The sequence below is a fragment of the Nisaea nitritireducens genome (genome assembly GCF_014904795.1).
Taxonomy (GTDB): domain Bacteria; phylum Pseudomonadota; class Alphaproteobacteria; order Thalassobaculales; family Thalassobaculaceae; genus Nisaea; species Nisaea nitritireducens.
In genome coordinates this window covers 83,715-109,826 of the sequence record NZ_JACZFS010000024.1, presented here as the reverse complement: position 1 = coordinate 109,826, position 26,112 = coordinate 83,715, and the positions used below count along the sequence as shown (strand labels likewise).

General features: G+C 62.4%; 18 protein-coding genes. 9 read left to right on the top strand and 9 right to left on the bottom strand.

Annotated features, from left to right (window positions below; translation table 11 throughout):
- The first annotated feature begins 27 nt into the window (after positions 1-27).
- Positions 28-1,365, top strand: coding sequence for a 3'-5' exonuclease (locus tag IG629_RS09370; RefSeq protein WP_193171690.1), 1,338 nt, complete (start codon positions 28-30; stop codon positions 1,363-1,365).
- Between the two features lie 8 nt (positions 1,366-1,373).
- The gene (locus IG629_RS09365; RefSeq protein ID WP_193171689.1) at positions 1,374-2,819 is read left to right on the top strand and encodes a DUF294 nucleotidyltransferase-like domain-containing protein; all 1,446 of its coding nucleotides are present in this window, start codon (positions 1,374-1,376) and stop codon (positions 2,817-2,819) included.
- Positions 2,820-2,970: 151 nt separating this feature from the next.
- Here the strand turns inward: IG629_RS09365 and IG629_RS09360 are convergent, their stop codons facing one another.
- On the bottom strand, positions 2,971-5,019 hold the full coding sequence (locus tag IG629_RS09360; protein WP_193171688.1) for a pentapeptide repeat-containing protein: 2,049 nt from the start codon (positions 5,017-5,019) through the stop codon (positions 2,971-2,973).
- Positions 5,020-5,468: 449 nt separating this feature from the next.
- Between IG629_RS09360 and ettA the strand changes: the two genes are divergently transcribed.
- A complete protein-coding gene (gene ettA / locus IG629_RS09355) occupies positions 5,469-7,151 on the top strand; it encodes an energy-dependent translational throttle protein EttA (protein WP_193171687.1) in 1,683 nt (560 codons plus the stop codon).
- Between the two features lie 72 nt (positions 7,152-7,223).
- Here ettA and IG629_RS09350 read toward each other — a convergent pair whose 3' ends face one another.
- From IG629_RS09350 to IG629_RS09335, 4 genes are all read right to left on the bottom strand, one after another.
- Positions 7,224-7,847 (bottom strand): MlaC/ttg2D family ABC transporter substrate-binding protein, encoded by a 624-nt coding sequence (locus IG629_RS09350; protein WP_193171686.1) that lies wholly within the window; start codon positions 7,845-7,847, stop codon positions 7,224-7,226.
- Between the two features lie 14 nt (positions 7,848-7,861).
- Positions 7,862-8,683, bottom strand: a complete 822-nt coding sequence (locus IG629_RS09345) for an MlaA family lipoprotein (RefSeq protein WP_193171685.1) — start codon at positions 8,681-8,683, stop codon at positions 7,862-7,864.
- A gap of 226 nt (positions 8,684-8,909) precedes the next feature.
- Entirely contained in the window at positions 8,910-10,661 is a 1,752-nt protein-coding gene (locus tag IG629_RS09340) for a hypothetical protein (RefSeq protein WP_193171684.1), read from the bottom strand.
- 115 nt (positions 10,662-10,776) lie between these two features.
- The gene (locus tag IG629_RS09335) at positions 10,777-11,706 is read right to left on the bottom strand and encodes a hypothetical protein (protein WP_193171683.1); all 930 of its coding nucleotides are present in this window, start codon (positions 11,704-11,706) and stop codon (positions 10,777-10,779) included.
- A gap of 59 nt (positions 11,707-11,765) precedes the next feature.
- On the opposite strand from IG629_RS09335, the gene IG629_RS09330 reads away from it, so the two are divergent.
- The 4 genes from IG629_RS09330 to IG629_RS09315 all read left to right on the top strand — a co-directional run bounded on the left by IG629_RS09330 (position 11,766) and on the right by IG629_RS09315 (position 17,608).
- Positions 11,766-12,257: a thioesterase family protein gene (locus IG629_RS09330; RefSeq protein WP_193171682.1), complete on the top strand. Its 492-nt coding sequence runs from the start codon at positions 11,766-11,768 to the stop codon at positions 12,255-12,257.
- A 3-nt stretch (positions 12,258-12,260) separates the two neighbouring features.
- The gene (locus tag IG629_RS09325) at positions 12,261-14,069 is read left to right on the top strand and encodes a chloride channel protein (RefSeq protein WP_193171681.1); all 1,809 of its coding nucleotides are present in this window, start codon (positions 12,261-12,263) and stop codon (positions 14,067-14,069) included.
- Between the two features lie 328 nt (positions 14,070-14,397).
- Positions 14,398-16,710 carry an ATP-dependent helicase gene (locus tag IG629_RS09320; protein WP_193171680.1) on the top strand — a complete coding sequence of 771 codons (2,313 nt, stop codon included), beginning with the start codon at positions 14,398-14,400 and terminating at the stop codon, positions 16,708-16,710.
- 7 nt (positions 16,711-16,717) lie between these two features.
- A complete protein-coding gene (locus tag IG629_RS09315) occupies positions 16,718-17,608 on the top strand; it encodes a 50S ribosomal protein L11 methyltransferase (protein WP_193171679.1) in 891 nt (296 codons plus the stop codon).
- Between the two features lie 109 nt (positions 17,609-17,717).
- Here IG629_RS09315 and IG629_RS22610 read toward each other — a convergent pair whose 3' ends face one another.
- Entirely contained in the window at positions 17,718-18,161 is a 444-nt protein-coding gene (locus IG629_RS22610) for a DUF1127 domain-containing protein (protein WP_226886573.1), read from the bottom strand.
- Between the two features lie 263 nt (positions 18,162-18,424).
- On the opposite strand from IG629_RS22610, the gene IG629_RS09305 reads away from it, so the two are divergent.
- Together IG629_RS09305 and IG629_RS09300 are read left to right on the top strand one after the other, a co-directional pair.
- Positions 18,425-20,233, top strand: a complete 1,809-nt coding sequence (locus tag IG629_RS09305) for an aminopeptidase P family protein (RefSeq protein ID WP_193171678.1) — start codon at positions 18,425-18,427, stop codon at positions 20,231-20,233.
- A gap of 27 nt (positions 20,234-20,260) precedes the next feature.
- The gene (locus tag IG629_RS09300) at positions 20,261-21,049 is read left to right on the top strand and encodes an enoyl-CoA hydratase/isomerase family protein (RefSeq protein WP_193171677.1); all 789 of its coding nucleotides are present in this window, start codon (positions 20,261-20,263) and stop codon (positions 21,047-21,049) included.
- A 401-nt stretch (positions 21,050-21,450) separates the two neighbouring features.
- Here IG629_RS09300 and ligA read toward each other — a convergent pair whose 3' ends face one another.
- Genes ligA through IG629_RS09285 form a run of 3 tightly spaced genes read right to left on the bottom strand, consistent with a single transcriptional unit; the run spans position 21,451 to position 26,061 of the window.
- Complete coding sequence (gene ligA, locus IG629_RS09295; protein WP_193171676.1) at positions 21,451-23,541, bottom strand: NAD-dependent DNA ligase LigA; 2,091 nt, start codon at positions 23,539-23,541, stop codon at positions 21,451-21,453.
- 12 nt (positions 23,542-23,553) lie between these two features.
- A complete protein-coding gene (gene recN, locus IG629_RS09290) occupies positions 23,554-25,218 on the bottom strand; it encodes a DNA repair protein RecN (RefSeq protein ID WP_193171675.1) in 1,665 nt (554 codons plus the stop codon).
- A gap of 6 nt (positions 25,219-25,224) precedes the next feature.
- Complete coding sequence (locus tag IG629_RS09285; RefSeq protein WP_193171674.1) at positions 25,225-26,061, bottom strand: outer membrane protein assembly factor BamD; 837 nt, start codon at positions 26,059-26,061, stop codon at positions 25,225-25,227.
- Between the last annotated feature and the right edge of the window lie 51 nt (positions 26,062-26,112).

Below are 26,112 nucleotides of genomic sequence, written 5' to 3'. Positions count from 1 at the left end.
GATTCGCCGCTGAGGCGCGCCATTATAATGCGCTATCGTACCCGGCGGACGCATGCACTTTTGCTCACTGCTATTCCTGTCGTGCTCGTTGCAATGGTCTGCCTCATTGCGATCAGGATATGGATGCCGGACGGCGGGACGGACTGGTCCGCGTTGATCCTTCCGGCGGTCGGGGCGGGTCTGGCGAGCATTCTGGCCTATGCCGTCTATGGCATCATTGCTGCCCATATCGGCGACCTCGACCGGATGAAGGAGGATCTCGACCTCGCCGCCACCACCGGTCGGCTCCCCGCCCGTTGGCGGCAATTCACCGGCGGTCCGGGGGAAATCGCAGGATTATCCCAGACCATCGAACGGGCGTTCATCCGGCGGGAGCGGCATGGCGCCGAAGGGGCCTGGATCGCGGGCGTGCTCGCAGGTATCCCGAGTGCGGTGATCGTGTTCACGGGGGCGGGCCTCGTATCGCTTTCGAATGCAGCGGCCCGGCGCCGTCTCGGCGACTATGGTACCGGGCCTGGCCACAGCATCTTCACACTTGTCGATCACGGGCGGCTGGAGACGGCATTGGCACGGGCACGTCAGATCAGACAGCCTGTTGAGTTCAGTCTCTCGGACACGGAAGGCGCGCCGGTGGAGGCACAGGTCGCGGCCATGGCGGACGGCGGCGTGATTTCCTTCATGGCACCGGCGGGAGAGGTGGAGCCGGAACAGACCGCGATGGATCTCGGTCTTGGTGCGGTGGCGCTCCCGCCACGGCCGCAGCCCTGCCTGCCGGGCACACCGCTCGGCGCGCTGCCGCTCGTCAGCCTCGACCTGGAGACGACGGGGCTGGACGCAGCGCATGACAGGATCGTTTCCATCGGGGCGGTGCGGGTGCAGGACGGTCATGTTTTCACCGCCGCCGGCCTCGATCTTCTGGTCCGGCCGGGCATCCCGATCCCGGAACGTTCCTTCAGCGTCCACGGCATCTCGGACGAGTTGGTCGCTGATGCGCCACCCTTGCCGGAACTTTGGCAGGCGCTGGCCGATTTCGTCGATGGATGCGTTATCATCGGTCACCAGATCGGCTTCGACCTCGCGGTGCTGTCGGCGGAGGCCCGGCGGCACGATCTGCCGGAGCTCGATCTGCCCGCTCTCGACACCATGGCATTGTTCCGGCTGATTGCGCCCGATCAGCGGATCGGGCTCGACAGCGCGGCGGAGGCTCTGGGCCTCAGCGTCTTCGGACGACATACGGCGCTTGGCGATGCGATTGTCACCGCCGAGCTTTTCAATGCCATGCTGCCGTCTCTGCGGGAGCATTCCGTTGTGGATTTCGACTCCGCCCGTCAGACTGCGAAACCGCCTCCCTGGGGCCGGGAATAGGAGTGCAGATGGACGCGAGCCCGGCATTCGACAGTTACCCCTACCGGCACCGATTGAGCGATGTGCTCACCTGGGAGCCGCTGGATATCGACGTGGGGGCCACGCTCGCCCAGGCCGCGGCGGCCATGGCGTCGCGAAATGTCGGCTCGATCCTGGTGCGCGATGGGGACGGTACGCATGTCGGCATTCTGACTGAGCGCGACATCATGCGCCGGATCGCCATGGGCGAGGACGGCGGCAGTTCGGTGCGCAATGTCATGTCATTCCCGGTCGTGTCATTGCCTGCGGACGCGCTGGTCTACAAGGCGCTCGGCCGGATGGAACGGCTTGGTATTCGGCACCTGGCGGTCACCGATCCGGACGGAAAGATCATCGGTGTCGTCTCGCTCCGGACCATCCTGAAGACCCGGAACACAGCGGCTTTTGCTCTCGGCGATGCCATCGAGTCCGCGCCGGACAGTGCCGCCATCGCGGCGGCCCGCGCCCGCTTGCCTGCCCTCGCCAGTGCGCTGTTGCAGGACGGGTCGGGCGCGGCGACGGTGGCGGGGGCCATCAGTGCCGCGATGCGGGACTCGACAGAGCGCGCCGGTGTGCTGGCGCTTGAATCGATGGAGCGGTCCGGTCTCGGCCCGCCTCCTGTGCCTTTCACCCTGCTTGTGCTGGGCAGTGGCGGCCGCGGGGAGAGCCTGCTGGCGCCGGATCAGGACAATGCGGTGATCTTCGACGGCACCCCGGAGCACGATGCCTGGTTCGCGGAGTGGGGCACGCGTCTGACGGACATTTTGGATGCGGCTGGAATTCCCTATTGCAACGGTGGGGTGATGGCCTCCAACCCGCTCTGGCGCGGCACACCGGAAGACTGGCGCCAGCGGGTCGGAGAGTGGATCGGGCGCGGCCGGGGCGAGAATCTGATGAATGTCGATATCTTCTTCGACTTCGCGCCCGTTCTGGGCGAGGCGGGACTTGCGGCCGCGCTCCGCCGCGATGCCATCGCGGCAGCGAGACAAGAGGTCGTGTTCCTCGGCAATCTGGTCCAGCATATCGGCGCCTTCCGCCCGCCGCTCTGCTGGGACTGGTTCGGCCTTACCTGTGGGTTCCAGCTTCAGGATGGCCGGGTGGATCTGAAACTGGGCGGGCTCCTGCCGCTGGTCTCCGCCGCCCGGGTGCTCGCCCTGCGGCACGGGATCGAGGCGACTTCGACTTTCGAGAGATTCCGGAAACTGAGAGAGCGGAAACTGATCTCCGCCGGAGACGCCGTGGCCGTGACGGAGGCGCTGGAGGTTTTCATGGCCACAATCCTGCGCCAGCAACTGGCCGATATCGAAGCCGGGATCGAGCCCTCGTCAAAAATCGACCCGGCGATCCTGGACCGCCACGAACGCCGGACCCTGCGCGCGCATCTGACGACGGTCGATATCATCCAGCCGATGGTCGCGGGGGCTGTCAGCCGGTAGATGAGGCCGCGTGGCAGCTCCCTAACACACCCCTCCATCGTCATCCCGCTCCTCCGTCGTTTTGCCGCCCCTACTCGTTCGTCATCCCGAAGCAGGTCGGGATGACGAACGAGTAGGGGAGTGGGGGCGGACCACACCGCACCGTGCGCCTCTAACTGATCTGGAATTTCTTCCGCAGCGCGAGGGCGAAGAGGAAGGCGAGCAACAGGGATAACACCGATTGCAGAGTGGCGAGCAGGCGGAACGATAACCAACCCGGCCCGGTGGGCGTACATGCTTCCGCTGGCGGGCCGCCGCAGGTGACGATTTTCACGATCTCCAACTGGAACAGCGTCGATTTCACCGTCGCGGTCCACGGCCCGAACGGCTGCATGACATTGCGGATCGAGAATTCCAGCGCGCTGCGCTCTTTCTCCAACCCGTGGAAGCTCTGGTCGAGGCTGGCGCCCCAGATCCAGTAAATCACCCAGAAAGCGAGCACGGATAGTACCAGCGCTGACAGTGGCCGGCCGATGGAGTTGCCATAGTCCGACAGCACTCCATAGGACCAGGACGCGATCTTCTCCCAGAGCGGGATGGAGGGTCGGTGCCGTTTCGCCTGAAGCTCGAACCGAAAGAACCGGTGCTCCTGGCCGTGATCCTTTTCCTCGGCCATCGCCCTCTTCAGTTCCCGAAGCCCGCGCTCCAGAGCGGAAAAACGCGCATTCGCGCCGCGTTCCAGTTTGTTGTGGTCTTTGATGGGATCGTAACCCTTGGCGGATGTGGTCTCTAAATCCGTCCTGACCGCTACCCCGGTGGCGCACAGGACAGACGCAAAGCGCGCCTGTTCCTCCGCCTCGGTCCTGGCGGCCGCCAGCAGCAACTTGCCTTTGAAGACGGTGCCGTCAAACGCGGCGAAAGCGGTGAGCTGTGGGATTTCGAACCGCGCTTCTTCGAGAAAGCGCGCGGTTTTGAAGGCGCCCTGTATCCTCTCCGGTTGGTTCGGAAGCTGGGCGCCTGAAAAGTCGGCAAGTTTCTCGAAAATCGCAGTTTGAAAACGGATCGGCCCGGCTCCGTCCTTGGCGTCGAAGATTACTCTTGTGAATCTAGCTGTGCTCGCAAAGTGAGCGAGGCCAAACCTGACTAAGTCCTCAAAATGGGCGCCGATAAAACTAGCCCTGCCCTCGAAATGGGCACCACTGAACCAAGCTTCACCCATGAAATGGGTATTGTTGAAATTGGCCTCGTTTTCGAAGCTGGCGCCGCCAAACCAGGCTTTGCCCGCGAAGCTGGCGCCGCCGAACCAGGCCTCGCCCGTGAAGCTGGCGCCGCCGAACCAGGCCTCGCCCGTGAAGCTGGCGCCGTCGAACCAGACCTCGCCCGTGAAGCTGGCGTCGCCGAACAGGGCTGTGCCCGCAAAGCGGGCGACGTCGAACCGGGCTGTGCTCGCGAAGCTGGCGCCGCTCAGATCGACATGGTCGAAGGCGGCGGCGATTGCGGTCAAGCGTATCGGGTTGGGTTCGGTGTCTTTGGCGGAGGCCTGCCGGAGTGTTTCTCCCAAGCCGGGCATGCGGGCCCCGTTGAGACGCAGGCGTGTATCAGGACCGCCTGCCGGATCGTCCGCCGCCGCCACAAGGCGGGCCGTGATCTGGCCCGTGACTAGAGCATGCGGGTTCCGGGACGGCGAGCCGCCCTCGCTCTCCCGGTATTCGGCGCTCCCGTCCTGCGTCGTCCGCTGCAAGCGGGGCTGTGTGGCATCTTTGTCATGGGTGGCATCGGAACGCAGGTGCAGGATGTGCCAGAGGGTTCCGGTACTGTCCTCAACTAACAGACCGGCATTGTGGAGGGCAAAGTCGGATAGCATAGGCGCGCCGGGGGAGATTTGTCCGATCCCGATAGACCAGCGCCAGTAATCCTGCAGCGTCGCCTCTTTCCAGGCAGCCGAACTGTGGCCATGGACCGGGCCGGTGCCAGGGACACCCACCGGCGCGCGCCAGCGCTTTAGTCTCTGACCTTCGTTGGCCTTGTCGCCCCGTTCCCAACCGGCGTCGGCAAGGCCGTTCCAAGAAAAATCGTAGGCTTCCCACATGGCTTCCCAAAGCGCGGCACGGGCATGGGCGGGGAGGTCTTTTGGACGGCTGCGCCATGCATTGGCCGCCGCCCGGACGGTCGCGTCCTTCGCCGCCTGTTCTACTTCCGCCTGTTTCGCGTCAGATGCCATGCTGGTCCTCCCCATTGATATCCTTGCGTGTGGCGCGGGGCGGTGCAAGCGGTGGCTGTGTGGTGGCGCCCCAATCGCCGTCATCCCGACGCAGGTCGGGATCCACCGATCATAGGGCGGTGTGCGTCATCTCTGGGTCCCCGCGTGCGCGGGAATAACGGTGTTTGGGGGGAGGGCGTCGTGTTTCTCATCGTCATTCCGGCCGGAGAGCCGGGACCCAGATGATCGTGGGGCAGCACGCGTTTTCCATGGATCCCGACCTGCGTCGGGATGACGAACGCAGCCGGGACGGGAACAGTCCGGTTTCCTGGGCCAAACCCGTTCGTGCAGAGCGCCATAATCGGCCCCGTTCAGGCTGTCATGCAACCCGCTGTAACCCGCCAGTTGCCGCCGTGCTCGCACTTGGCTACAAATGCGCCCTCATTCTCATACTTCATAGGAGCGTCGCCTTGGCTGCGTACCAGTACATCTACGTGATGAAAGGTCTGAGCAAGACCTGGCCCGGCGGGCGCGAGGTTCTGAAGAACATTCACCTGTCCTTCCTGCCCGGCGCCAAGATAGGCGTGCTCGGCGCGAACGGCGCCGGTAAATCGACGCTGCTGAAGATCATGGCCGGCGTCGATACGGAGTTTCAGGGTGAAGCCTGGGCCGCCGACGGTATCAAGGTCGGCTACCTCGCGCAGGAGCCGGATCTGAATGGCGACAAGGACGTCCATGGCAACGTCATGGAAGGCATGGGCGAGACGAAAGAGTTGCTCGACCGGTTCAACGAGGTCAGCGCCAAGTTCGGCGAGGAAATGACCGACGATCAGATGAACGATCTGCTGGCCGAGCAGGGCGAGCTGCAGGAGAAGATCGACGCTGCCGACGCCTGGGACCTGGACCGCAAGGTCGAGATCGCCATGGACGCGCTGCGGCTGCCGCCGGGCGATGCGGACGTGACCAAGCTGTCGGGTGGTGAACGCCGCCGGGTGGCGCTCTGCAAGCTGCTGCTCTCCTCCCCGGACATGCTGCTGCTCGATGAGCCGACCAACCACCTTGACGCCGAGTCAGTCGCCTGGTTGCAGCGCTTCCTGCACGATTTCCCGGGCACCGTCGTGACCGTGACCCATGATCGCTACTTCCTCGACGAAGTCGCGGGCTGGATCCTGGAACTCGATCGCGGCAAGGGCATTCCCTACGAAGGGAACTATACCGGCTGGCTGGAACAGAAGCAGAAGCGGATGGAGCAGGAAGGCCGGACAGAAGATGCCCGCCAGCGCTCCCTCAATCAGGAGCTGGAATGGGTGCGGCAGTCGCCGCGTGCCCGTCAGGCCAAGAGCAAGGCCCGTCTCAACGCTTATGAGGAACTGCTGGCGCAGAGCCAGGAGAAGAGCAACGACACGGCGCAGATCGTCATCCCGGCCGGGCCGCGTCTCGGCGGTCAGGTGATCGAGGCCGATCATCTGAACAAGGGCTTCGGCGATCGGCTGCTGATCGACGATCTCTCCTTCAAGCTGCCTCCGGGCGGCATTGTCGGCGTGATCGGCCCGAACGGCGCCGGTAAGACCACGCTGTTCCGGATGATCACCGGCCAGGAAACCCCGGACAGCGGTACCTTCACGGTCGGCGACACGGTGGTTCTCGGCTATATCGACCAGTCCCGCGATTCCCTCGACGGCACGAAGACCGTCTGGGAGGAAATCTCCGACGGGCTGGACGAGATCGATCTCGGCAAGCGCAAGATGCAGAGCCGGGCCTATTGCGGCCTGTTCAACTTCCGTGGCTCCGACCAGCAGAAGAAGGTCGGCCAGCTGTCGGGTGGTGAGCGCAACCGGGTGCATCTGGCGAAGATGCTGAAATCCGGCGCCAACCTGCTGATGCTCGATGAGCCGACGAACGATCTTGACGTCGACACGCTCCGGGCGCTGGAAGAGGCTCTGCTCGAATTCGCCGGCTGCGCCGTGGTCATCACCCATGATCGCTGGTTCCTCGACCGGATCGCGACCCACATCCTCGCCTTCGAGGGCGACAGCCATGTCGAGTGGTTCGAGGGCAACTACCAGGCCTATGAGGAAGACAAGAAGGCCCGTCTCGGCGCCGACGCGGTGGAACCGCACCGGATCAAGTACAAGCCGATCGCCCGCGCCTGATAGCCTATATGCTGTAACGAAAAACGACGGCTTCGAAGCCGGCGTTTTTTTATGAGTGGAATGCTCGAAGGATTAGGTGCGCTTGCGCAGCCCTTCGAGGATCTCTTCCATGCGCGCCAGCAGCGGATCGATCTTGCCGCCATTGCTCTCGATCACGGAGGAATATTCGTTGCGCTGGGTGATGCCCATGCTGATACCCTCGATCACCACATCGACGATCCAGAATTTGCCGTCATCCTCGATCAATCGCCAGTCGATAAGCACATTTCCTTGCGCGCTTGCGGGATCGACGATCTTGCTCTTTACCACGGTATAGCGACCATTCTCGCCGCTGCCGGTGACCTCGAACATCTGTCCCGAATAACTGTCGAACTGGTTCGTGTAGGTGAAGACGATGCTCTCCTCGAAGAGCTTCAGGTAGACCTCCCGCTGCTCCGGGCTGGCCCGGCGCCAGTTGCGGCCAAGCACGAACTGACCGATCCAGTTAAGATCGAAATGCTCGTTCAGCAGCATGCGGAACTTCTCGCGGCGCGCCTCGCCGACGACCGCCTTGTCGGTCACCAGCGCAAGTGCCGATTCACCGAGGTTAGCCACAAATTTCTCCGCAGCGGCCCCTTTTTCGTCGGCATGAACCGGCGCCAGCGGCAACGCGATACAGAGGAAAAGCAGGAAAATCGAGCGATGGAAGGAGTTCATCGTGTTTGCCTGACTCAATTGGATTTGGTGGGAAGCTCGCCGGTGACGGAATTCGGCCGGTCGGACGGAGTGAAGTCCTCGAATTCCTTGCTGCCATCAGCTGTGAGCGGTTCGGGGTCAGGCTCTCCATTCCGGATTACCGCGTCCCGGCGCTGCAGGTAGATGGAGCGCAGGCGGGCGTAGTAATCGAGCGAGGAAGCCTTGAGTTCGTTGATCTGATCGAAATTGCGGGCACGGAAATCGACGGCTTCAGTGCCATTGCGGCCTATGGTGATCGCGTTCTGGGCGCCCGGGCCGCTGACGATATAGGTCAGCGGGTCGAAGAAGATGTCAACAACGCGGCCGACCAGATCTCGGCCGTTCGAGGGGCCGAGGAGAGGAAGCACGAGATACGGGCCGCCATCGACGCCGTGAAGGCCGAGGGTCTGGCCGAAATCTTCATCGCGGTAGCCCCAGTCCTGGCCATGGCCCCAATCGATCAGGCCGACGGTGATACCGTTCACAAAGAACTGCTCGGTCGCGTTGCCGGCGTTATCCGTGTCGCCCTGCAGCAGGCTGTTGGCGATCACCACAGGGGAGCGCAGCCAGCGCAGGAAGTTGCGGACCATCTCCTGCATCGGGTCGGGCAGAGCGGTCTTGTAGACGAAGGCGGTAGGCTGCAGCATGAACGTATCGACCGTTTCGTTCACTGCGAAGAACATGCGGTTGACTGGTTCAATAGGGTCGTAAATCTGCGGGCCGGCGGTGGTTTCTTCCGATTGGGTCGCACACCCCGCCAGCGCGACAAGCACGAAAAGAACACCGGCGGCCCAGTGAATTCGAGACAGAAAATTCATAATCTCAACCCGTTACCTGCGCATTTCAGCGATTAGCCGCCGTTGGACTGGTGTGTTGCGTCTGTCTTTTGCAAACTGCATTCCACCGACCGGATACCCTCGATCTGAAGGATAAGCTGGTACCACAGAGGTTTCCGCAAGGCCAAGGCCCCGCAATTTATCCTCGATTTCTTACCGCGATGATGTTGCAAAAATATCGCGTTCCCAAGTCGTGTTTTGTGCTGTGTTATTTGATCCGGCGCGCCAGGGAAAAAGCGCGCCGATACCATTCGACCGTACCGACTGCCTTGTAAAGGCGTCCCGCCTGAATCGTGAAGGCGGCGGCGGTCGCATTGTCTACGTTGATGGACAGAAGGCCGATCATTAAAAGAGAATCGGCTTCGCTGATATGATCGGCGGCCTGCTGGAACAATCCGCGGCCCTCCGCGTAAGCCTGCTGCGCCTGAGGCAATCGTCCAAGTTGTGATTCGAGATCTCCTATCGCTCTCAGGGCCGCGCCCTCGAGTCCGATTTCATTGAGCCCACGATACATGGTTCGTGCCTGTGCGAATGTCACCCGGGCCCGGTCCGGATTTTCCACCAAAAGGTCGATCTGGCCCATATCCATCAAGGTTTGCGCGGCGTCGCGAGCGCCGCCGGCATTCTTGTAATGGTTCTGCGCTTCCTTCATCACCTCGCGGGCAGCGCGCGAGTTACCTTTCTGCATTTCGACGCGGCCCTTGCCTTTCAGGGCGTCAGCCAGGATCGCCAGCTTGTCGGAGCTTTTCGAGAGCTGGATCGCCCGATCGAAGTTCATTCGGGCGTCTTCAAGCCGGCCGCCCATACGCTCCATTTCGCCAAGCCCGATGAGCAGCCGGGCTTCCAGGCTGTCATCCTTCGACTCGGCGAGCATGGTGCGAACAATGCCGCCGTGGGCGCGGGCGATTTCAAATCGGATCGGGGCGCGCCGGATGTCTCCGCGTCCGGCCAGCATCGGACTGTTGCCGACCCGCCGGGCCGCATCGCGGAACCGGTCCGCGGCTTCCAGAGCGGAGGCCTGCGCGTTCTGGGTCCGTCCGAGCCGGCGCAGGATGTCTGTCATGGCCAGACGAACGGCCGCCTCGCCGAGAAAGTCGCCGGTCCGGCGATAGAGGGTGAGGGCGCGCTCGAAGCGGTTCTGGGCATCTGCCGACAGCCGTTTCTGCCGGTCGATTTCGGCCCGGCAATAGAGCGCATGCGCTTCGCCGTTGCGGTCCCCGACCTGGCTGAACAGAAAGTGAGCATGCTCGAATGTGGCGGCGGCTTCATCCAGCTTGGTCAGTTGCATGGAGGCTTCCGCGGACCCGAGTGCGGCGTTCGCCTCACCGAACCGGCTGTTCTCCTCGATATAGAGCTTGCTGGCTTCTTCGAAGGCTTGCCGCGCGCCATCGGAACTTTTCTTGTTAATCAGCAGGTAGCCCTGTTGCAGCAGGGCATTGGCCATTCCAGTCCGGTTCTTGGCCTCGCTCGCCGTATTGTAGGCGGCCTCGAATTTCTTGGAGGCATCGTCCGCCTGGCCGCGGGCACGTTCGAGCTTTCCGAGGCTGATGATGCACTCGATCACGCCTTCTGTGTCCTTGGCCTCCTTGAACAGGCTCTCGGCTTCATGGAAGTTTTCGCGGGCTTCTGTGTTGAGACCATGCAGCCGGAACCCTTCGCCCTGGGCCCAGAGACGTCCGGCCATGGCGCCGGGGCCGGTACTGAGCGTGCCGCCCGAGCGCATAGCCTGGACACCGCCGCCGCGTTTGATGTCGCGGGACACCACCCAATCCGCGATCAGGGCGCAGATACCGAAAACGCTGATCGTAGCGCCAACCAGGTGTTGATAGTTCTCGGCTCTTCCGAGGGTGAAAAAGTAACTCGCGAACACCCCGGTGACGGTCAGCGCGATAATCGTCAGCCGCCTTTGCCAGAGACCGAGCCGGCCCCTGCGCTTTGCCCGTGTGATCGCAGAACGCAAAGGCGTTCTCCTTTTTTGCCTTGGAAGGCGTTGCCGAACCTATCGGCAGTGTAATTCAAAATTGACGTTAATTAGTTAATATCACGAGATTATTTAGTGGGCGTCCAGCAGCCGATCAAGTCTTCTGCGCAGACAGTTTCCGGTAGACCGGCCTAAGCATCACCGGAAGTATATAGATCGGGAATTGGGCGACGGCAAAAAACAGGAAGGCCTCCGGCCCGAGCGCCGAGCCTGCCGCTGCCATGAACAGTGCCATGTTGCGGTTTCCGGAAGACAAGGCAACAGAGAGTTGATTCTGACGATCGGTCCAGAAAAACGCCCATCCGCCGGCCAATTGCAGGCCCAGACTGCCGGCAAAGGCCGCACCGACATAGAGCAATACAGTTGCCGGATCGGTGGCTAGCCAGTCGCGTACGCCGTCCATGACCGAGACGGCGAAAACCAGCATCAGGACAACCGCGATACCATCCAAAAGCGCGGCTTTCTCCCGCAGGGTCTCGGGGCCGAGTTTGCGCCGGACGATGGTCGCGACAAGGGCACAACCGGCGATCATCAGTGCCAGTTTCAGGGTCAAGGCACCGGCACTCAGTTCGACCTCGATGCCGATCAGCCAGAACAGCAGTCCGGGCAGGATGAACGGGAAGACGAAGGTCGAGACCACCATCAGGAACAGGGCGGCTGCCGAGTCCAGCCCGATGATCAGAGCGATGACCGGGACTGTCACCAGCGGCGGGCTGCCGCTCCAGATCAGCATTGGGGTGGCCAGCTCCGGCGGTACATTGAGAAAGACCAGAGCGGCATACATCAGGCATGGTGTAACGACGAGCAGCCAGATCAATGCAATCAGGTGGGTTCCGGCCCGGCGGCTGGTCCGACCGAGTGAAGAGGCATCGGTCCTGGTCATGGCGACGGTGAGCATGATCAGGACGGTTGGCGATAGCAGGGGCTTTGCCACGGCTGCCAAATCGGGCAGGGCAAGGCCGATAAAGACTCCGAGCGCCATCACCAGCGCGGCACGCCGTCCTAGATACTGTAAGAGCCTCACCTTGAACTTCCGTTTGTGTACCGTGGCGGGACAAAACAATTGCCGCTAATGTCCGGCTTATGGAACAGGTTGATTCGAATAAGTGTTTCGCTTCCGGCGAACTGACGGTCCAGTCAGACTGGGTCGACTATAACGGTCACATGAATGTCGGCTACTATGTCGTTGCCTTCGACAAGGCAACCGACGCTCTGTTGGACCATCTGGGGCTTGGCGCATCCTACCGCCATGAGCGCGATGCCTCGGTCTTCGTGCTGGAGGCGCATGTGACTTACGACCGCGAGGTAGTGTCCGGCGATGGGCTCCGTTTCACCACGCAAATTCTCGACCATGATGCAAAACGTATGCATGTTTTCCACCGGATGTATCATGCGGTGGATCACTATCTCGCCGCGACCAATGAGTTGATGATCATGCATGTCGATTTGAAAACCCGGCGCTCGGCGCCTTTTCCCGCAGCGGCGTTGGAGCGCCTGCAAAATCTGAAGCGGGATCATGACGCGCTGCCGAGACCTGCTGCTGCCGGTCGCACAATCGCGATCAGGAGGTCGTAGGGAATGGCCGGTGAGCGCCTGAGCGCCTGGTTGCAGACATTACGGGGGCGGGCGTCGGCGGGCATCCGCAACGACCAGGTTTTGCTTTCCGCGCTTGCGGTCGCAGTCGGCATCGCCGCCGCCTTTGCCGCGGTGCTGTTTCGCGAACTGATCGGGTTGATCCAGACAGGCTTTTACGGTTTCGACCATGAGCGAATCGCCTCCGGTGTCATGGGGCTCGCCTGGTGGCATCTGTTGTTGGCGCCGGCTCTGGGCGGTCTGTTGATCGGCCTTTATATCCGGTTCCTGATGCCGGGAGGGCGGCCCCAGGGCGTGGCCGATGTGATCGAGGCGAATGCCCTCAGGGCCGGCCGGATGTCCGGCCGGGCCGGCCTTGGCGCCGCTCTGGTCAGCGCCGCCTCCATCGGTGCCGGCGCATCCGTTGGCCGTGAGGGGCCCGCGGTGCATCTGGGCGCCACCATCGCCAGTTACATCGGGCGCCGATTCAGGCTGGCCCGGTCCCAATCGCGCACATTGCTCGGCTGCGGTGTCGCGGCAGCCGTTGCGGCATCCTTCAACGCACCCGTCGCCGGTGTGTTCTTCGCTCTTGAAGTGGTCATTGGTCACTACGCGCTGACTGCTTTCGCCCCGATCGTCATTGCCTCTGTCGCCGGTACGATTGTCTCGCGGACCTATTTCGGAGACGTTCCGGCTTTTGTCGTGCCGCCGCACGAGATCGCTTCTTTCTTCGAGTTCGGCGCCTTTGCGCTCCTGGGGGTCGTCGCGGCGGGGGCGGCGATAATCTTCATGCGGCTGGTGCCGGCCATGCAGTCCCTGGCCAATCGCACCCGTTTGCCGGGCTGGATACGGCCGGTCTTCGGCGGACTCGCCGTCGGCGCTCTGGCGATTTTTTTTCCGGAGATTCTGGGGGTCGGCTACGAGGCGATGGATAACGCCCTGAACGAACAGTATGTACTGGGAACGCTGATTGCGCTGGCTCTCCTGAAGATGCTGGCAACCGCGATTTCACTCGGCTTTGGCTTTGGCGGAGGGATCTTCAGCCCGAGTCTTTTCATCGGTGCGATGGTCGGAGGGGCCTTCGGCGTTGTGGCCACGATTCCCTATCCGCACCTCTCGTCGGGCCACGGCGCCTATACGCTGGTCGGTATGGGAGCTGTATCCGGCGCGGTGCTCGGGGCGCCGATCTCGACCATGCTGATCATCGTGGAGCTGACCGGTGACTATCGTCTGACGATCGCCGTGATGGTGGCGGTCGTGATCGCGTCCCTGCTGACACGCACGCTGCACGGCCCGTCTTTCTTTCACAGTCAACTTGAGGCGCGTGGCGTGATGGTTCGTGGCGGTCACGATGTCGAGGTGCTGGGCGGAATGACGGTGTCTGACCTGATGCATGAAGGCGCGACAACGGTCCGGCGCGATGCCGGGCTCGGGGACGTGCGGGCGGCGTTGCTGAAGGCGAATGGCGGTGTTGTCTTCGTAACGGACGGGGATGGCCGGCTGGCCGGTGTCTTGACACTGGCAGCGCTCGGCTCCGATGCTTTTGCCGCCGACGATGGGGCCGGATTCGACATCGACCGGTATCTCGACAAATCCCGTCCGGTTTTACGTGCGTCCGAAAGTGTGGGGCCGGTGATCGACAGTTTTGCCGGGGTTGGCGACGGTGTCCTCCCGGTTGTCAGCGGGCGCGACACGCCTGTTCTGACCGGCTGGCTTGAAGAAGCGGATGTGATGCGTGCCTATAACCACGAGCTGGAAAAGCTCCGCGACGAGGAGCATGGCGACCAGGCCAAGCCCGGCGGATATATAGGCTGAAAAGGGCGACGGGGTGCCTCCGTCTGCTCGTTGGGGACAAGCAGGGGATTGACACCCCGTCTACCGTTTGTCGCGACCATTTGGGACCGGCTCTTGAAAGGTGCGACAACGGATCCGTTAGCCAGTAGTTAAGCGAGTCAGGATCTATTGTGGTAAGGGTAGCGCCAGAAGCACTTATGGCAATAGACCGAGCCCGTTCTTACATAGGCGTTCATCCAAATCTTCGGAGCCCGTCGGGCTGTTGGTGCTAAGATAGATCCGGATTCACTAAAATTTTGTTAAAGGCCTATGGACTTCATCATACCCGAAATTTTTCCTGCTGCACCGTATGTCTGACCTGTTTTTCGACGAAGAGCCCGAAACCCCGCCCGCGGGACCGGATGCCGACGCGCCCTATCTTAACGGCCTGAACGAGCGGCAGGCCGAGGCTGTTCGCACTCTTGACGGACCGTTGCTCGTCCTCGCGGGAGCCGGGACCGGCAAGACGCGGGTTTTGACAACTCGTCTCGCGCATCTGATCGCGACCGGCCGTGCCCGACCCTGGAATGTGTTGGCGGTGACCTTCACAAACAAGGCCGCGCGGGAAATGCGCGAGCGTGTAGGCGGCATGATCGGGCCGATGGCAGAGCAGGTCTGGCTTGGTACTTTCCATGCGCTCGGAGCCAAAATTCTGAGGCGTCATGCGGAACTCGCGGGATTGCGGCCGGATTTCACGATCCTTGATTCGGACGATCAGCAACGCCTGCTGAAGCAAATTCTTCAAGCCGAAAACATCGACGACAAGAAGTGGCCGGCGCGCGCCATGATGGGTGTCATCCAGCGCTGGAAGGATCGCGCCTTGACCCCGGACAAGGTCGGGCGCGACGACGCTGGCGATGCGGCGGGTGGCCGGTTGGTGCAAATCTACCGGCAATATCAGGAGCGCCTGAAGATCCTCAACGCGGTCGATTTCGGCGATCTGCTGTTGCTTTGCGTCGACCTGTTTCAGAGCCATCCCGATGTGCTCACGAAATATCACGATCAGTTTACCTACATTCTGGTGGACGAATATCAGGACACAAACGTCGCTCAATATCTCTGGCTCCGGTTGCTGGCGCAGAAAAGCCGGAACATCTGTTGCGTCGGAGATGACGATCAGTCGATCTATGGTTGGCGCGGTGCCGAAGTCGGAAACATCCTGAAATTCGAGAAGGATTTTCCGGGCGCGGCAACGATCCGGCTGGAGCAGAACTATCGCTCGACCTCACGCATTCTGGCCGCGGCTTCCGCGCTGATCGCGAACAATGAGGGACGGCTTGGCAAGACGCTCTGGACCGAAGGCGCGGAAGGCGAAAAGCTGGATGTGCGTGGTCTCTGGGACGGGGAATCCGAAGCGCGTCATGTCGGCGATGAGATGGAGGCGCTGCAGCGGAAGGGCGTGAAGCTCGCCCAGATGGCGGTGCTGGTCCGGGCCGGTTTCCAGACCCGCGAGTTCGAGGAGCGGTTCCTGACTATCGGCTTGCCCTACCGGGTGATCGGCGGGGCGCGCTTCTATGAGCGGATGGAGATCCGGGATGCGCTGGCCTATCTCCGGGTGGTCAACCAGCGGGACGACGATCTCGCCTTCGAGCGCATCGTCAACAAACCGAAGCGCGGGATCGGCGATGCCACCATGCAGGTGGTGCATCATCTGGCCCGGAACGAGGGCATGTCGCTCTTCAGGGCGGCGTCCCGGATCATCGAGACGGACGAGCTGAAGCCTGCGGCCAAGCGCAAGCTGGCCGATGTGATCGGCAATTTCGAGCGCTGGCGTTCCCTGATCGATGTCGAGGATCACAGCGATCTTGCCCGCATCATCCTGGATGAATCCGGCTACACCGAGATGTGGCAAAGGGACAAGACGCCGGAAGCTCCGGGCCGCTTGGAGAACCTGAAGGAACTTTGCGGCGCCATGGAGGAGTTTGAGAACCTCGCGGGCTTCCTCGAGCATATCAGTCTGGTCATGGAAAACGCCCAGAGCACGGATCAGGATCAGGTCAGCATCATGACCCTGCATGCCGCCAAGGGACTGGAATTCGACCAGGTTTTCCTGCCCGGCTGGGAGGACGGCATGTTTCCGAACCAGCGGGCGCTCGATGAGAGCGGCGCGGCTGGTCTCGAGGAGGAGCGCAGGCTTGCCTATGTCGGCCTGACCCGGGCGCGCAAGCAGATCCATATCAGCTTCGCCGCCAACCGCCGGGTGCATGGCATGTGGCAGAGCTCGATCCCGTCCCGTTTTGTCGATGAATTACCGCCCGATCAGGTCGAGGTTAGCAGCGAGACCGGGTTTCAGGGCTCGCGCTATGGCGGGTTCGGAAGTTCTTCCGGCGATGCAGACGATTGGGGCGGGAGCAGCTTCGGTTATGGCTCGGCCCAGGGCGGGCGCGGTCCCGGATATGGCCGGCGCGGTGGTGAAAGCCGGGCCAAGGCACCCCTGCTGGAAGGCAAGGGCTATGTCGTGGATCGCAGCAAGCCGCCGCCCTTCGCAGTTGGCGAGCGGGTGTTTCACCAGAAGTTCGGTATGGGCACCGTGTCGTCCGTCGATGGCGACAAGCTTCAGATTTCGTTCGACAAGGCGGGCAGCAAGAAGCTCGTCGCAAGTTTTGTGAGTAAACCCAGTTAGTGAGCCAATGATGAAGCCAATTTGGCAAGTTTCCCTGGAAACCTCCGCCGAGGCCGCGTTGCCGCTGTCCGATGCGCTTGAGCCCTTTGTCGAGGCCATTTCGGTCTTCGAGCAGGAAGAAGGCAAGGTCTGGATCCTGAAGGGCGTTTCGACCGAAGAGCCGGTTCGGAGCGAGATTGTCGGCGCATTGTCCATCGCCGCGACTTTGGGTGGACACGATCTGCCGGAGGTCGAGATCGGATTGCTGCCGGATACTGACTGGCTGCGTCTCAACCGGGAATCTTTCCCGGCGATGCAGTTCGGCCGGTTCCTGGTCCATGGCTCGCATTTGCGTGGCAAGGCGCCGGTGGGAACCCTGAATATCGAGGTTGATGCGGCACAGGCTTTCGGTTCCGGCTCGCACGGTACGACCGAGGGGTGTTTGCGGGCGATTGACAGACTGTCCCGACGGATGACACCGGCAAAAGTGCTTGATATGGGCTGCGGGTCAGGGATTCTCAGCATGGCGGCGGCAAAGATCTGGCCGGCAGCCCGGATCATGGCGGTCGATATCGATCCTGTGTCGGTGGAAACGACGCTGGAAAATGCCTTGGCGAACGGCGTCGGAAAGCGGGTCGCCGCTCGGTCCGGAAACGGTTATGCGGTTCTCAAGGATCGCCCGGCCGGGGATTATGAGCTGATCCTTTCCAACATTCTGGCGCGGCCCCTCTGCAAGATGGCGCCGTCGCTCAATCGGGCATTGAAGCCTGGCGGGACCGCTGTGCTGTCGGGGCTGCTTTATCACCAGACCGCGGCCGTGCTTTCGGCGCACCGTCAGCAGGGGCTGGTGCTGGCCGGGAAGTGGCGGTTTGGCGACTGGATGACGCTGATGCTGAAAAAGAAAACCGGCGCAGTCTAGGGACTGCACCGGCAGGAACGCACTTGAGGTTAGGGGCGGCGGTTCCGAACGGGAGGAATATTCGGAACCGCCGACTTTCGAGCGCTGGAAAAGTCGCCTCGGGGGGGAATTAGGCGGCTTCCCGCTGCTCGTCGGTGTTGGCGGCTTCGGTAACGAAGCCAGCAGGAATTTCGGTCATGGTTGCGGCCGGTGTGATGATCGTCCGTGCTGCGACCGGCTGGGTCGAGACGTTGGCGATACGGCGGGCAACCGAGGTGATTTCGCTGCGGGTCAGGCCGATATCGGCCAGCATCCGGTCGTCGAGATTGTTCAGCTCGAACATGGTCCGGGAAATGCGCAGACGGTTGATGATGTTCTTGAACATGGACTTGGCTCCTTTGGCGATCAGGGTGCCGATGTAACGATTCCACTCAGCCCGGATATGCATCTCGGCGCTGTACAGGCTATGACGGCGGAGCACTGTGTCGCCGGGATCCGTGACCCGGGCGACAAAGGGACCCGCTTCCTGAATTTTCAGGTCTTCGAGGCTGCTGCTGAGTTTGTAGTAGTTCATCGTTGGCGTCCCAGAGGGATGTTTGTACGGGTGTTTTGTTCTGATGATCGGAATATAGATCGATCCTTGACATGCGAGGAGCGATGTGTTTGCAGCGCAGTCATGCATTTTGTGCATGCGTTGTGACTTTTGCCATGCGTCGTGCTTAACTGTCTGTTAACAAAACTAATCTGAAGCGATTGTCTGCTTTTCTTGTTCCCGCCACGTGTGGTGCCTAATCTGGTGCCCGGCATCCGGATACAGGCAAGGCAGGGAGCAGGGATATGTCCGCAACGGGCACGGCAGCGGAACGGCTTGACGCGTTCAGGGGGGCTTTGGCGGAGGCGGGGGTCGACGGGATGATCGTACCCCGGGCCGACGCACATCAGAGCGAATACCTTCCGACCTCCGCCGAGCGGGTGGCCTGGCTGACCGGCTTCAACGGCTCCGCCGGTACGGCCGTGGTGTTGCGGGACAAGGCCGCGGTCTTCACGGACGGCCGTTACAGCCTGCAGATCGAAAACCAGGTCGATGGCGCCCTTTATCAGCGTTTCAACATTGCAGACAAAACCGCGGCGGACTGGATCGGGGAAGAGCTGGGCAACGGCCAGCGGTTCGGCATCGATCCTTGGCTGCACACCGACCAGCAGGTGGAGCGGTTGCGCAAGGCAGTCGATAAGGCCGGTGGGGAGCTTGTTCTGCTCGACGCCAATCCGCTGGATGCCGTCTGGGCCGACCGGCCGCAGGAACCGGCGGAGCCGATGCTGTCGCATCCGGTTGCCTATGCCGGAAAACGCTCCGAGGAGAAGCGGACGGAAATCGCCGGGACGCTGACGGAAGCCGGGGCCGATGCCCTGCTGATCACCTCGGCGGAATCCATCGCCTGGCTGTTGAATGTGCGCGGCAACGATGTCGGAAACACACCGCTCTGCCTGTGTTTCGCGATCCTGTCTGCGGACGGGACGCTTGAGCTCTTTATTGACGGCAAAAAACTCGGCCCCGACATTCTGGAGCATCTCGGCAATGCCGTGACCGTGCGCCCGCAAGGGGAACTCGGCGACGCGCTCGACCGGATTTCCGGCGACGGGCTGACAGTCCGGATCGATCCTGCGAGCGCACCAGTCTGGGCGATGGAGAGGGTTCGTAAGGCCGAAGGCAAACTCGATCTCCAGGAAGATCCGATCGTCGCGGCGAAGGCGGCGAAGAACGATATCGAGATGATCGGCGTACGGGCCGCGCATTACCGCGACGCGCTTGCCTATGCCCGTTTCCTTTGCTGGTTTTCCAGCCGGGCGCATCAGGGCGGGCTGGACGAGATGACGCTGGTGGAGCGGCTGCATGGCTTCCGGGCGGAGCATGAGATGTTCCGGGGGCCGAGCTTCGATACGATCTCCGGCGCCGGACCGAACGGCGCCATTGTGCATTACCGGGTGACCGAGGAGAGCAACAGGAACCTGGAGCCGGGCGAGATCTATCTGGTCGATTCCGGCGCGCAATATCTCGACGGCACCACGGATATCACCCGCACCCTTTCGACCGGGATTATCGGCGAGGAGGAGCAGCGCTGCTTCACGCTGGTGCTGAAAGGCATGATCGCGCTGTCTCGCGCGATCTTCCCGCAAGGCACCACCGGCGGTCAGCTCGACGCGCTGGCCCGGCGGCCGCTCTGGGAAGCGGGGCTCGATTACGATCACGGCACGGGGCATGGCGTCGGCGCCTATCTCGGCGTGCATGAGGGGCCGCAGCGAATATCCAAGTCCGGCGGCGGGGCTGAGCTGAAACCCGGCATGATCATTTCCAACGAGCCCGGTTATTACCGGGCAGGAGCGTTCGGTATCCGGATCGAGAATCTTGTTGCCGTGGAGCCGCGAGACGTGCCGGGCGCGGAACGGCCGATGCTTGGCTTCGAGACGCTTACGCTGGCGCCGATTGACCGGGCTCTGATCGATCTTTCCCTGCTCGACAGTGGTGAGGTCGCGTGGCTCGATGCTTATCATGCGCGGGTACGGGAGACATTGAGCCCGGATCTCGATCCGGAAACGGCCGTCTGGCTGGCGGAAGCAACGGTGCCATTGGCGCCGCAGGGTGCGTAGAATTCAGGGGCAAGAGGGAGACGTAAAATGGCCTATGAGACCATTCTCTATTCGGCGGTGGACGGTGTCGCGCGGATCACGTTGAACCGGCCGGAGGCTGGCCATGCCGTGAACCTTGCGCTGGCGCATGAGTTGCTGGAAGCATCGATCAATGCCAGCGAGGATCCCGACGTCCGCGCCGTCATTCTGGATGCCAGCGGTTCGGTCTTTGGCTTTGGCGGCGACCTGAAATATTTCGAGTCCCAAAGCGACCGGATCGGCGCCTGCCTGAAAGAGACAACGGCCTATTTCCACGCGGCTATCTCCCGCCTGTACAGGATGAACTCGCCGGTCATCGTTTCGGTGCAGGGCATGGCGGCCGGTGCCGGCTTCAGTACGGCCCTGATCGGCGACATCGTATTGGCGGCGAAATCGGCGCAGTTCAAGATGGCCTACACGGCGGCCGGCCTGTCGCCAGACGGCAGCTCCACTTATTTCCTGCCGCGTATCGTCGGCATGCGCCGGGCGCAGGAACTGATGCTGACGAACCGGCCGTTGAGCGCGGAAGAGGCGCAGGACTGGGGCATCGTCACGCGCGTGATTGAGGATGATGACCTGGCTGCGGAGACCAACAAGCTGGCGGCCAAATTCGCCTCCGGTCCGACGCGGGCCTATGGCGGCGTGAAGCGCTTGCTGGCTTCCAGTTTTCAGCAGTCGGTGGAAGCTCAGATGGAAGATGAGACCCGGACCATTGCCGAACTGGCCCAGACCGAGGACGGCCGCGAGGGCCTCGATGCCTTCCTGAACAAGCGCAAGCCGGTCTTCAAGGGATGCTGAGCGTAGCCCTTGGCTGACTGAGAAGAATCACCAAGGGCGCGAAGCTGCAAAGTTGATCCCGGACAAACAAAAACGGGCTCCGAAAACCGGAGCCCGTTTTTACGGGAGGGGAAATCTCCAACCCGGGCTCTTCAACCGATGACGGAGAGAACCAGCGTGAAAAGGCCAATCGCGGCCATGTTCGTCAGTCCAACATAATGAAAACTCGTCATCGCTTCCTCCTAAGGGGGGTGAGAGGGCAATGGGCCCGGGGTTCGTTCCGCTGTGCGGTACAAACCTCAATTAAGCGATCTACTGTTGGGCGAGTAATCGAGAAACATCAGGGTTGGTATGCGCTGAAAGCATGGCGATTGGCATGCGGTGGTCGTCTGGTGGGGGTGAATTTGAAAAATTACTCAAAATCAGCTGGTTGCGCCGATCATCGCGAGCCATTCATCCTCGCTCAGGATGGTCAATCCGAGCTCTTCGGCCTTCCTCGCCTTCGATCCGGCATCGGCGCCAACCACTACAAAGTCAGTTTTCTTTGACACCGAACCGGCCACCTTTGCGCCGAGGGCCTCTGCTTTTGCCTTTGCTTCGCCCCGACTCACTGTTGTCAGGGTGCCGGTGAAGACCACGGTCTTGCCCGCAACCGGGCTGTCATCGGCCACGGTCAGCTCGAAGGCTTCGATCTCCAGCTCATTTTCGAGATCCTGCAGAACCGCGCGATTATGGTCTTCATGGAAGAAAGCGATGAGGTCGGTGGCCACGGAATGGCCGATCTGGTCGATATTGATCAGGCTCGCATAGGCTTCCGATTCCGGATTCGACGCTTCCAGCATGGCGGAGGTGAGGGCCGGGAGCGTGCCGTAGTTGGCGGCCAGAAGCTTCGCGGTGGCTTGACCGATCTGGCGAATGCCGAGAGCGTAGATAAAGCGGTCGAGCCCGATGTTGCGCCTGTCCTCGATGGCGGCCAGAAGGTTGGTCAGGGATTTCTCCCCCCAGCCTTCACGGGTTGAAATCTCTTCGGCCCGGTCCTTCAGACGGAAGATATCGCCTGGTTGTGTAATCAGACCGTCCTCGTAAAAGGCCTCGACCTGCTTTGCCCCCAACCCCTCGATATCAAAGGCGTCGCGGGAGACGAAATGCTTCAGCCGCTCAACCGCCTGGGCGGCGCAGATCAGGCCGCCGGTGCAGCGCCGGATCGCTTCGCCCTCGGGACGTACGGCCTCGCTGCCGCAAACCGGGCAATGATCGGGGAAGTCGTAGGGCACCGCATCGGCCGGGCGCTTTTCTTCTATAACGCGGACGACTTGCGGGATGACGTCGCCGGCCCGCTGGATGACAACCGTGTCGCCTATCCGCACGCCCTTGCGCTGGATCTCGTCCTCGTTATGCAGGGTGGCGTTCGAGACCACGACACCGCCGACCGTGATCGGCGTCAACCGGGCGACCGGGGTGAGGGCGCCGGTGCGGCCGACCTGTATGTCGATGCCTTCAAGCACGGTCTCGGCCTGCTCGGCGGGGAATTTGTGGGCGATGGCCCAGCGCGGCGCCCGGCTGACCATGCCGAGCCGCTCCTGCCAGTCCAGCCGGTCGACCTTGTAGACGACGCCGTCGATATCGTAATCGAGCCCGGCGCGGGCCTCCCCGATGGCACGGTAGGCTTCCAGCGCCGTTGTCGATCCGTCGCAGAGCTTCGTCATCGGATTGATCGTAAAACCCCATTCCTTCAGCTTCTGCAGAAAACCGGTCTGGGTATCGGCGGGCATTTCCGAGACCTCGCCCCAGGAATAGGCAAAGAAATGCAGAGCGCGTTCGGCGGTGATGCTCGGATCGAGCTGGCGCAGGGATCCGGCGGCGGCGTTGCGCGGGTTGGCGAAGACCTTTTTCCCGGCATCTTCCTGGCGTTCGTTCAGGGCGCGGAACTCCGCCTTGCCCATGAAGACCTCGCCGCGTACCTCGAATACGGCCGGTGCGCCGGCGGGGAGGGTTTTCGGGATATCGGCGATGGTCTGCAGGTTGCGGGTGATGTCCTCACCCTCGGTGCCGTCTCCCCGGGTCGCGCCCTGCACGAACGTGCCGTTCTCGTAGCGTAGCGATGCGGACAGGCCGTCGATCTTGGGCTCGGCAACAAGAGCCACGGGGGCATCCTCGCCGAGGCTGAGAAAGCGCCGGATGCGGGCGACGAAGTCCGTCACATCCTCGTCCGAAAACGCGTTCGACAGGGACAGCATCGGCTTCTTGTGCCGGACCTTGGAGAAGCCGGCGGACGGCGCGGCGCCGACCCGCTTCGACGGGCTGTTCGGGCGGATCAGGTCTGGAAAAGCTTCTTCGAGCGCCTCGTTCCGGCGGCGCATGGCGTCATAGTCTGCGTCGCTGATCTCCGGCGTGTCTTTCTGATGGTAAAGCTTGTCGTGCTTCTCGATCTGGGCGGCGAGGATGCGAAGCTCGAAATCCGCTTCGTCGCGACTGAGGGCTTCAACCGGTTTGCTGGTTTCCGGGGCGGTCATCGCAGTCTGTCCTCAGGCTGGGTTGAGAAGGCTGTCGGCCGCTGCACGGGCTTCGTCCGTCACGGTCGCGCCGGAAAGCATGCGGGCCAACTCCTCGCGGCGCTCGCTGGTCTCAAGCTGGGAGACAGCGGTCTTCACCAGCTCGCCGTCGGCCTGCTTGGCGACATGCCAGTGCCGGATACCGCGGGCGGCGACCTGCGGGGAGTGGGTGACGACAAGAACCTGCGTGTCGATGCCGAGGCGTGACAGGCGCTCTCCGACGGCTGCCGCGACAGCTCCGCCGACACCGCTATCGACCTCGTCGAACACCAGCGTTGAAACCGGGTTGGCCTCGGACAGCACGACTTTAAGGGCAAGCAGGAAGCGCGAAAGCTCGCCGCCGGACGCGATCCGTCCGAGCGGGCCGAGCGGTGCGCCGGGATTCGTCGAGATCAGGAAGCTGACCCGCTCCATGCCGCCCGCGCCCCATTCGGCTTCGGGCTGGGGGTCGAGCCGGGTTTTCACTGTCGCTTTGTCGAGCTTCAGTGGGCCGAGTTCGGTGGTGATTGCAGTATCGAGCTTGGCGGCGGCCTTCGTGCGTGCGGCGGTCAGCGCCTCGGCGGCCTTTGCATAGGCATCGCGGGCGTCCTGTTCCGCCCGGGCCAGATCGGCGAGCCCGCCGCCGGCATCGTCCAGCGCGGCCAGACGGGCGGAAAGGGCGCGATGTATCTCCGGCAACCGGTCGGCTTCGGTGTCGTGCTTGCGGGCAAGACCGCGCAGCAGATGCAGCCGGTCGTCGACTTCTTCCAGCCGGCCGGAATCCGCGTCCACGTCGGAGGCGATCTGTGTCAGGGCGTGCTGGGCTTCCTGTATCTCGGCGGCGGCGCGATCTAGGCCTTCGAGCACGGCGTCGAGCTTGTCCCCAGCCCGGTCGTGCACCCGTTCGAGGCTGCGCTGGGCCCCGGCGACGGCCCGGTCAGCACCGTCTTCGTTCTGCAGGGCGCCGACGGCGGCGTTCATTGCTTCCAGGATCTGGGCGGCGTTGGCCAGCAGGGTGCGGTCCTGGGCGAGACGGCTTTCCTCGCCATCTTCAGGCTGGGCCGCATCCAGTTCCTCGACATTGTGCCGCAGCAGGTCTTCTTCGGTACGGGCGCGTTCCAGCTCTTCGCGGGCCCTCTGATGGGCCGAGCGGGCTTCGCTCCAGGCCGCATGGGCTGTACGGACGGCTGCCTGCAACGGTCCGTGTCCACCATAGTCGTCGAGGGTGTCACGATGGGTTGCCGGGTCCATCAGGCCGCGTTGGTCGAACTGGCCCTGGATCTCGACCAGGGTTTCCCCGAGACGCTTGAGGGTGGCGACATTGACCGGCTCGTCATTGGCGAAGGCGCGGCTGCGGCCGTCTGCCGTGACGATCCGGCGCAGGATCACCGGGCCGTCAACCTCTATGCCCATTTCTTCCAGGATATCGGCGGAGCCGTGCCCGTCCGGCACGTCGAAACTTGCGGTGACGACAGCCTGTTTTGCGCCGTTTCGGACGAGGCCGCTGTCGGCCCGTGCGCCGAGGGCGAGGCCGAGCGCGTCAAGCAGGATGGATTTACCGGCGCCAGTTTCCCCAGTGAGAACGGAAAGACCGGGCCCGAACGCGAGGTCGAGCCTGTCGATCAGCACCACATCGCGGATCGTGAGGCTGGTCAGCATGGCTGATCAGAATATCCAGAGATCAAGACCGAGGAGCCCGTCATCGTCCGCTCCCGCGCCGCGATTGGCGCCGGTGGTCATCAGGGCGTAGCTGTCCTGGTACCATTCGCTGCCCGGGTAGTTATGCCCGAGCACGGCAGCCGTACGTTCCGCCTGCTCATACAGGCCGAGGGCGCTGTAGGCCTCGGTCAGGCGATGCAGCGCCTCGGGGACCTGAGCGGTCGTGTCGTAATTCTCGACCACGCTCTTGAACCGGTTTATGGCGGCGAGATACTTGCCCTGACGGAGATAGAACCGCCCGATTTCCATTTCCTTGCCGGCCAGATGGTTCCGGGTCAGATCGAGTTTCAGCAGGGCGTCGCGGGAATACTGGCTTTCCGGAAAGCGCTGCACGAGCTCCTGCAGCGTATCCATGGCGTTCCTGGTCAGCTTTTGGTCGCGACCGACATCGACGATCTGCTCGTAGTAGCTGAGGCCTTTCAGATAATAGGCATAGTCGACGTTCTGGTTACTCGGGTTCAGCTGGATGAACCGGTCCAGAGCGTTGATCGCTTCGTCGTACTTGTTGCTCTGATAGAGGGAATAGGCGGCCATGATCTGGGCCTGCGTCGCCCAGACCGAATAGGGATGCTGACGCTCGACCTCATCGAACAGCGGCGCGGCTTTCTTATAGTCGCCTTCCAGCGCGCTATCGACGGCCTCGTTGTAGAGCTCCTCGACCGGGCGCTCGACATATTCCAGCTTCTGCTTGTCATCGCTGCAGGCCGCAAGGGCCAGCACGCAGGTCAGCAGAGCAAGGTTCTTCAGCCGCAGCGGGCCAAAATCACCAAAGGCGAACTTCATCGGATTTCCCCGGACATGTGTCCTCAAGAAAATACGGCTCCCGGGCGCCGA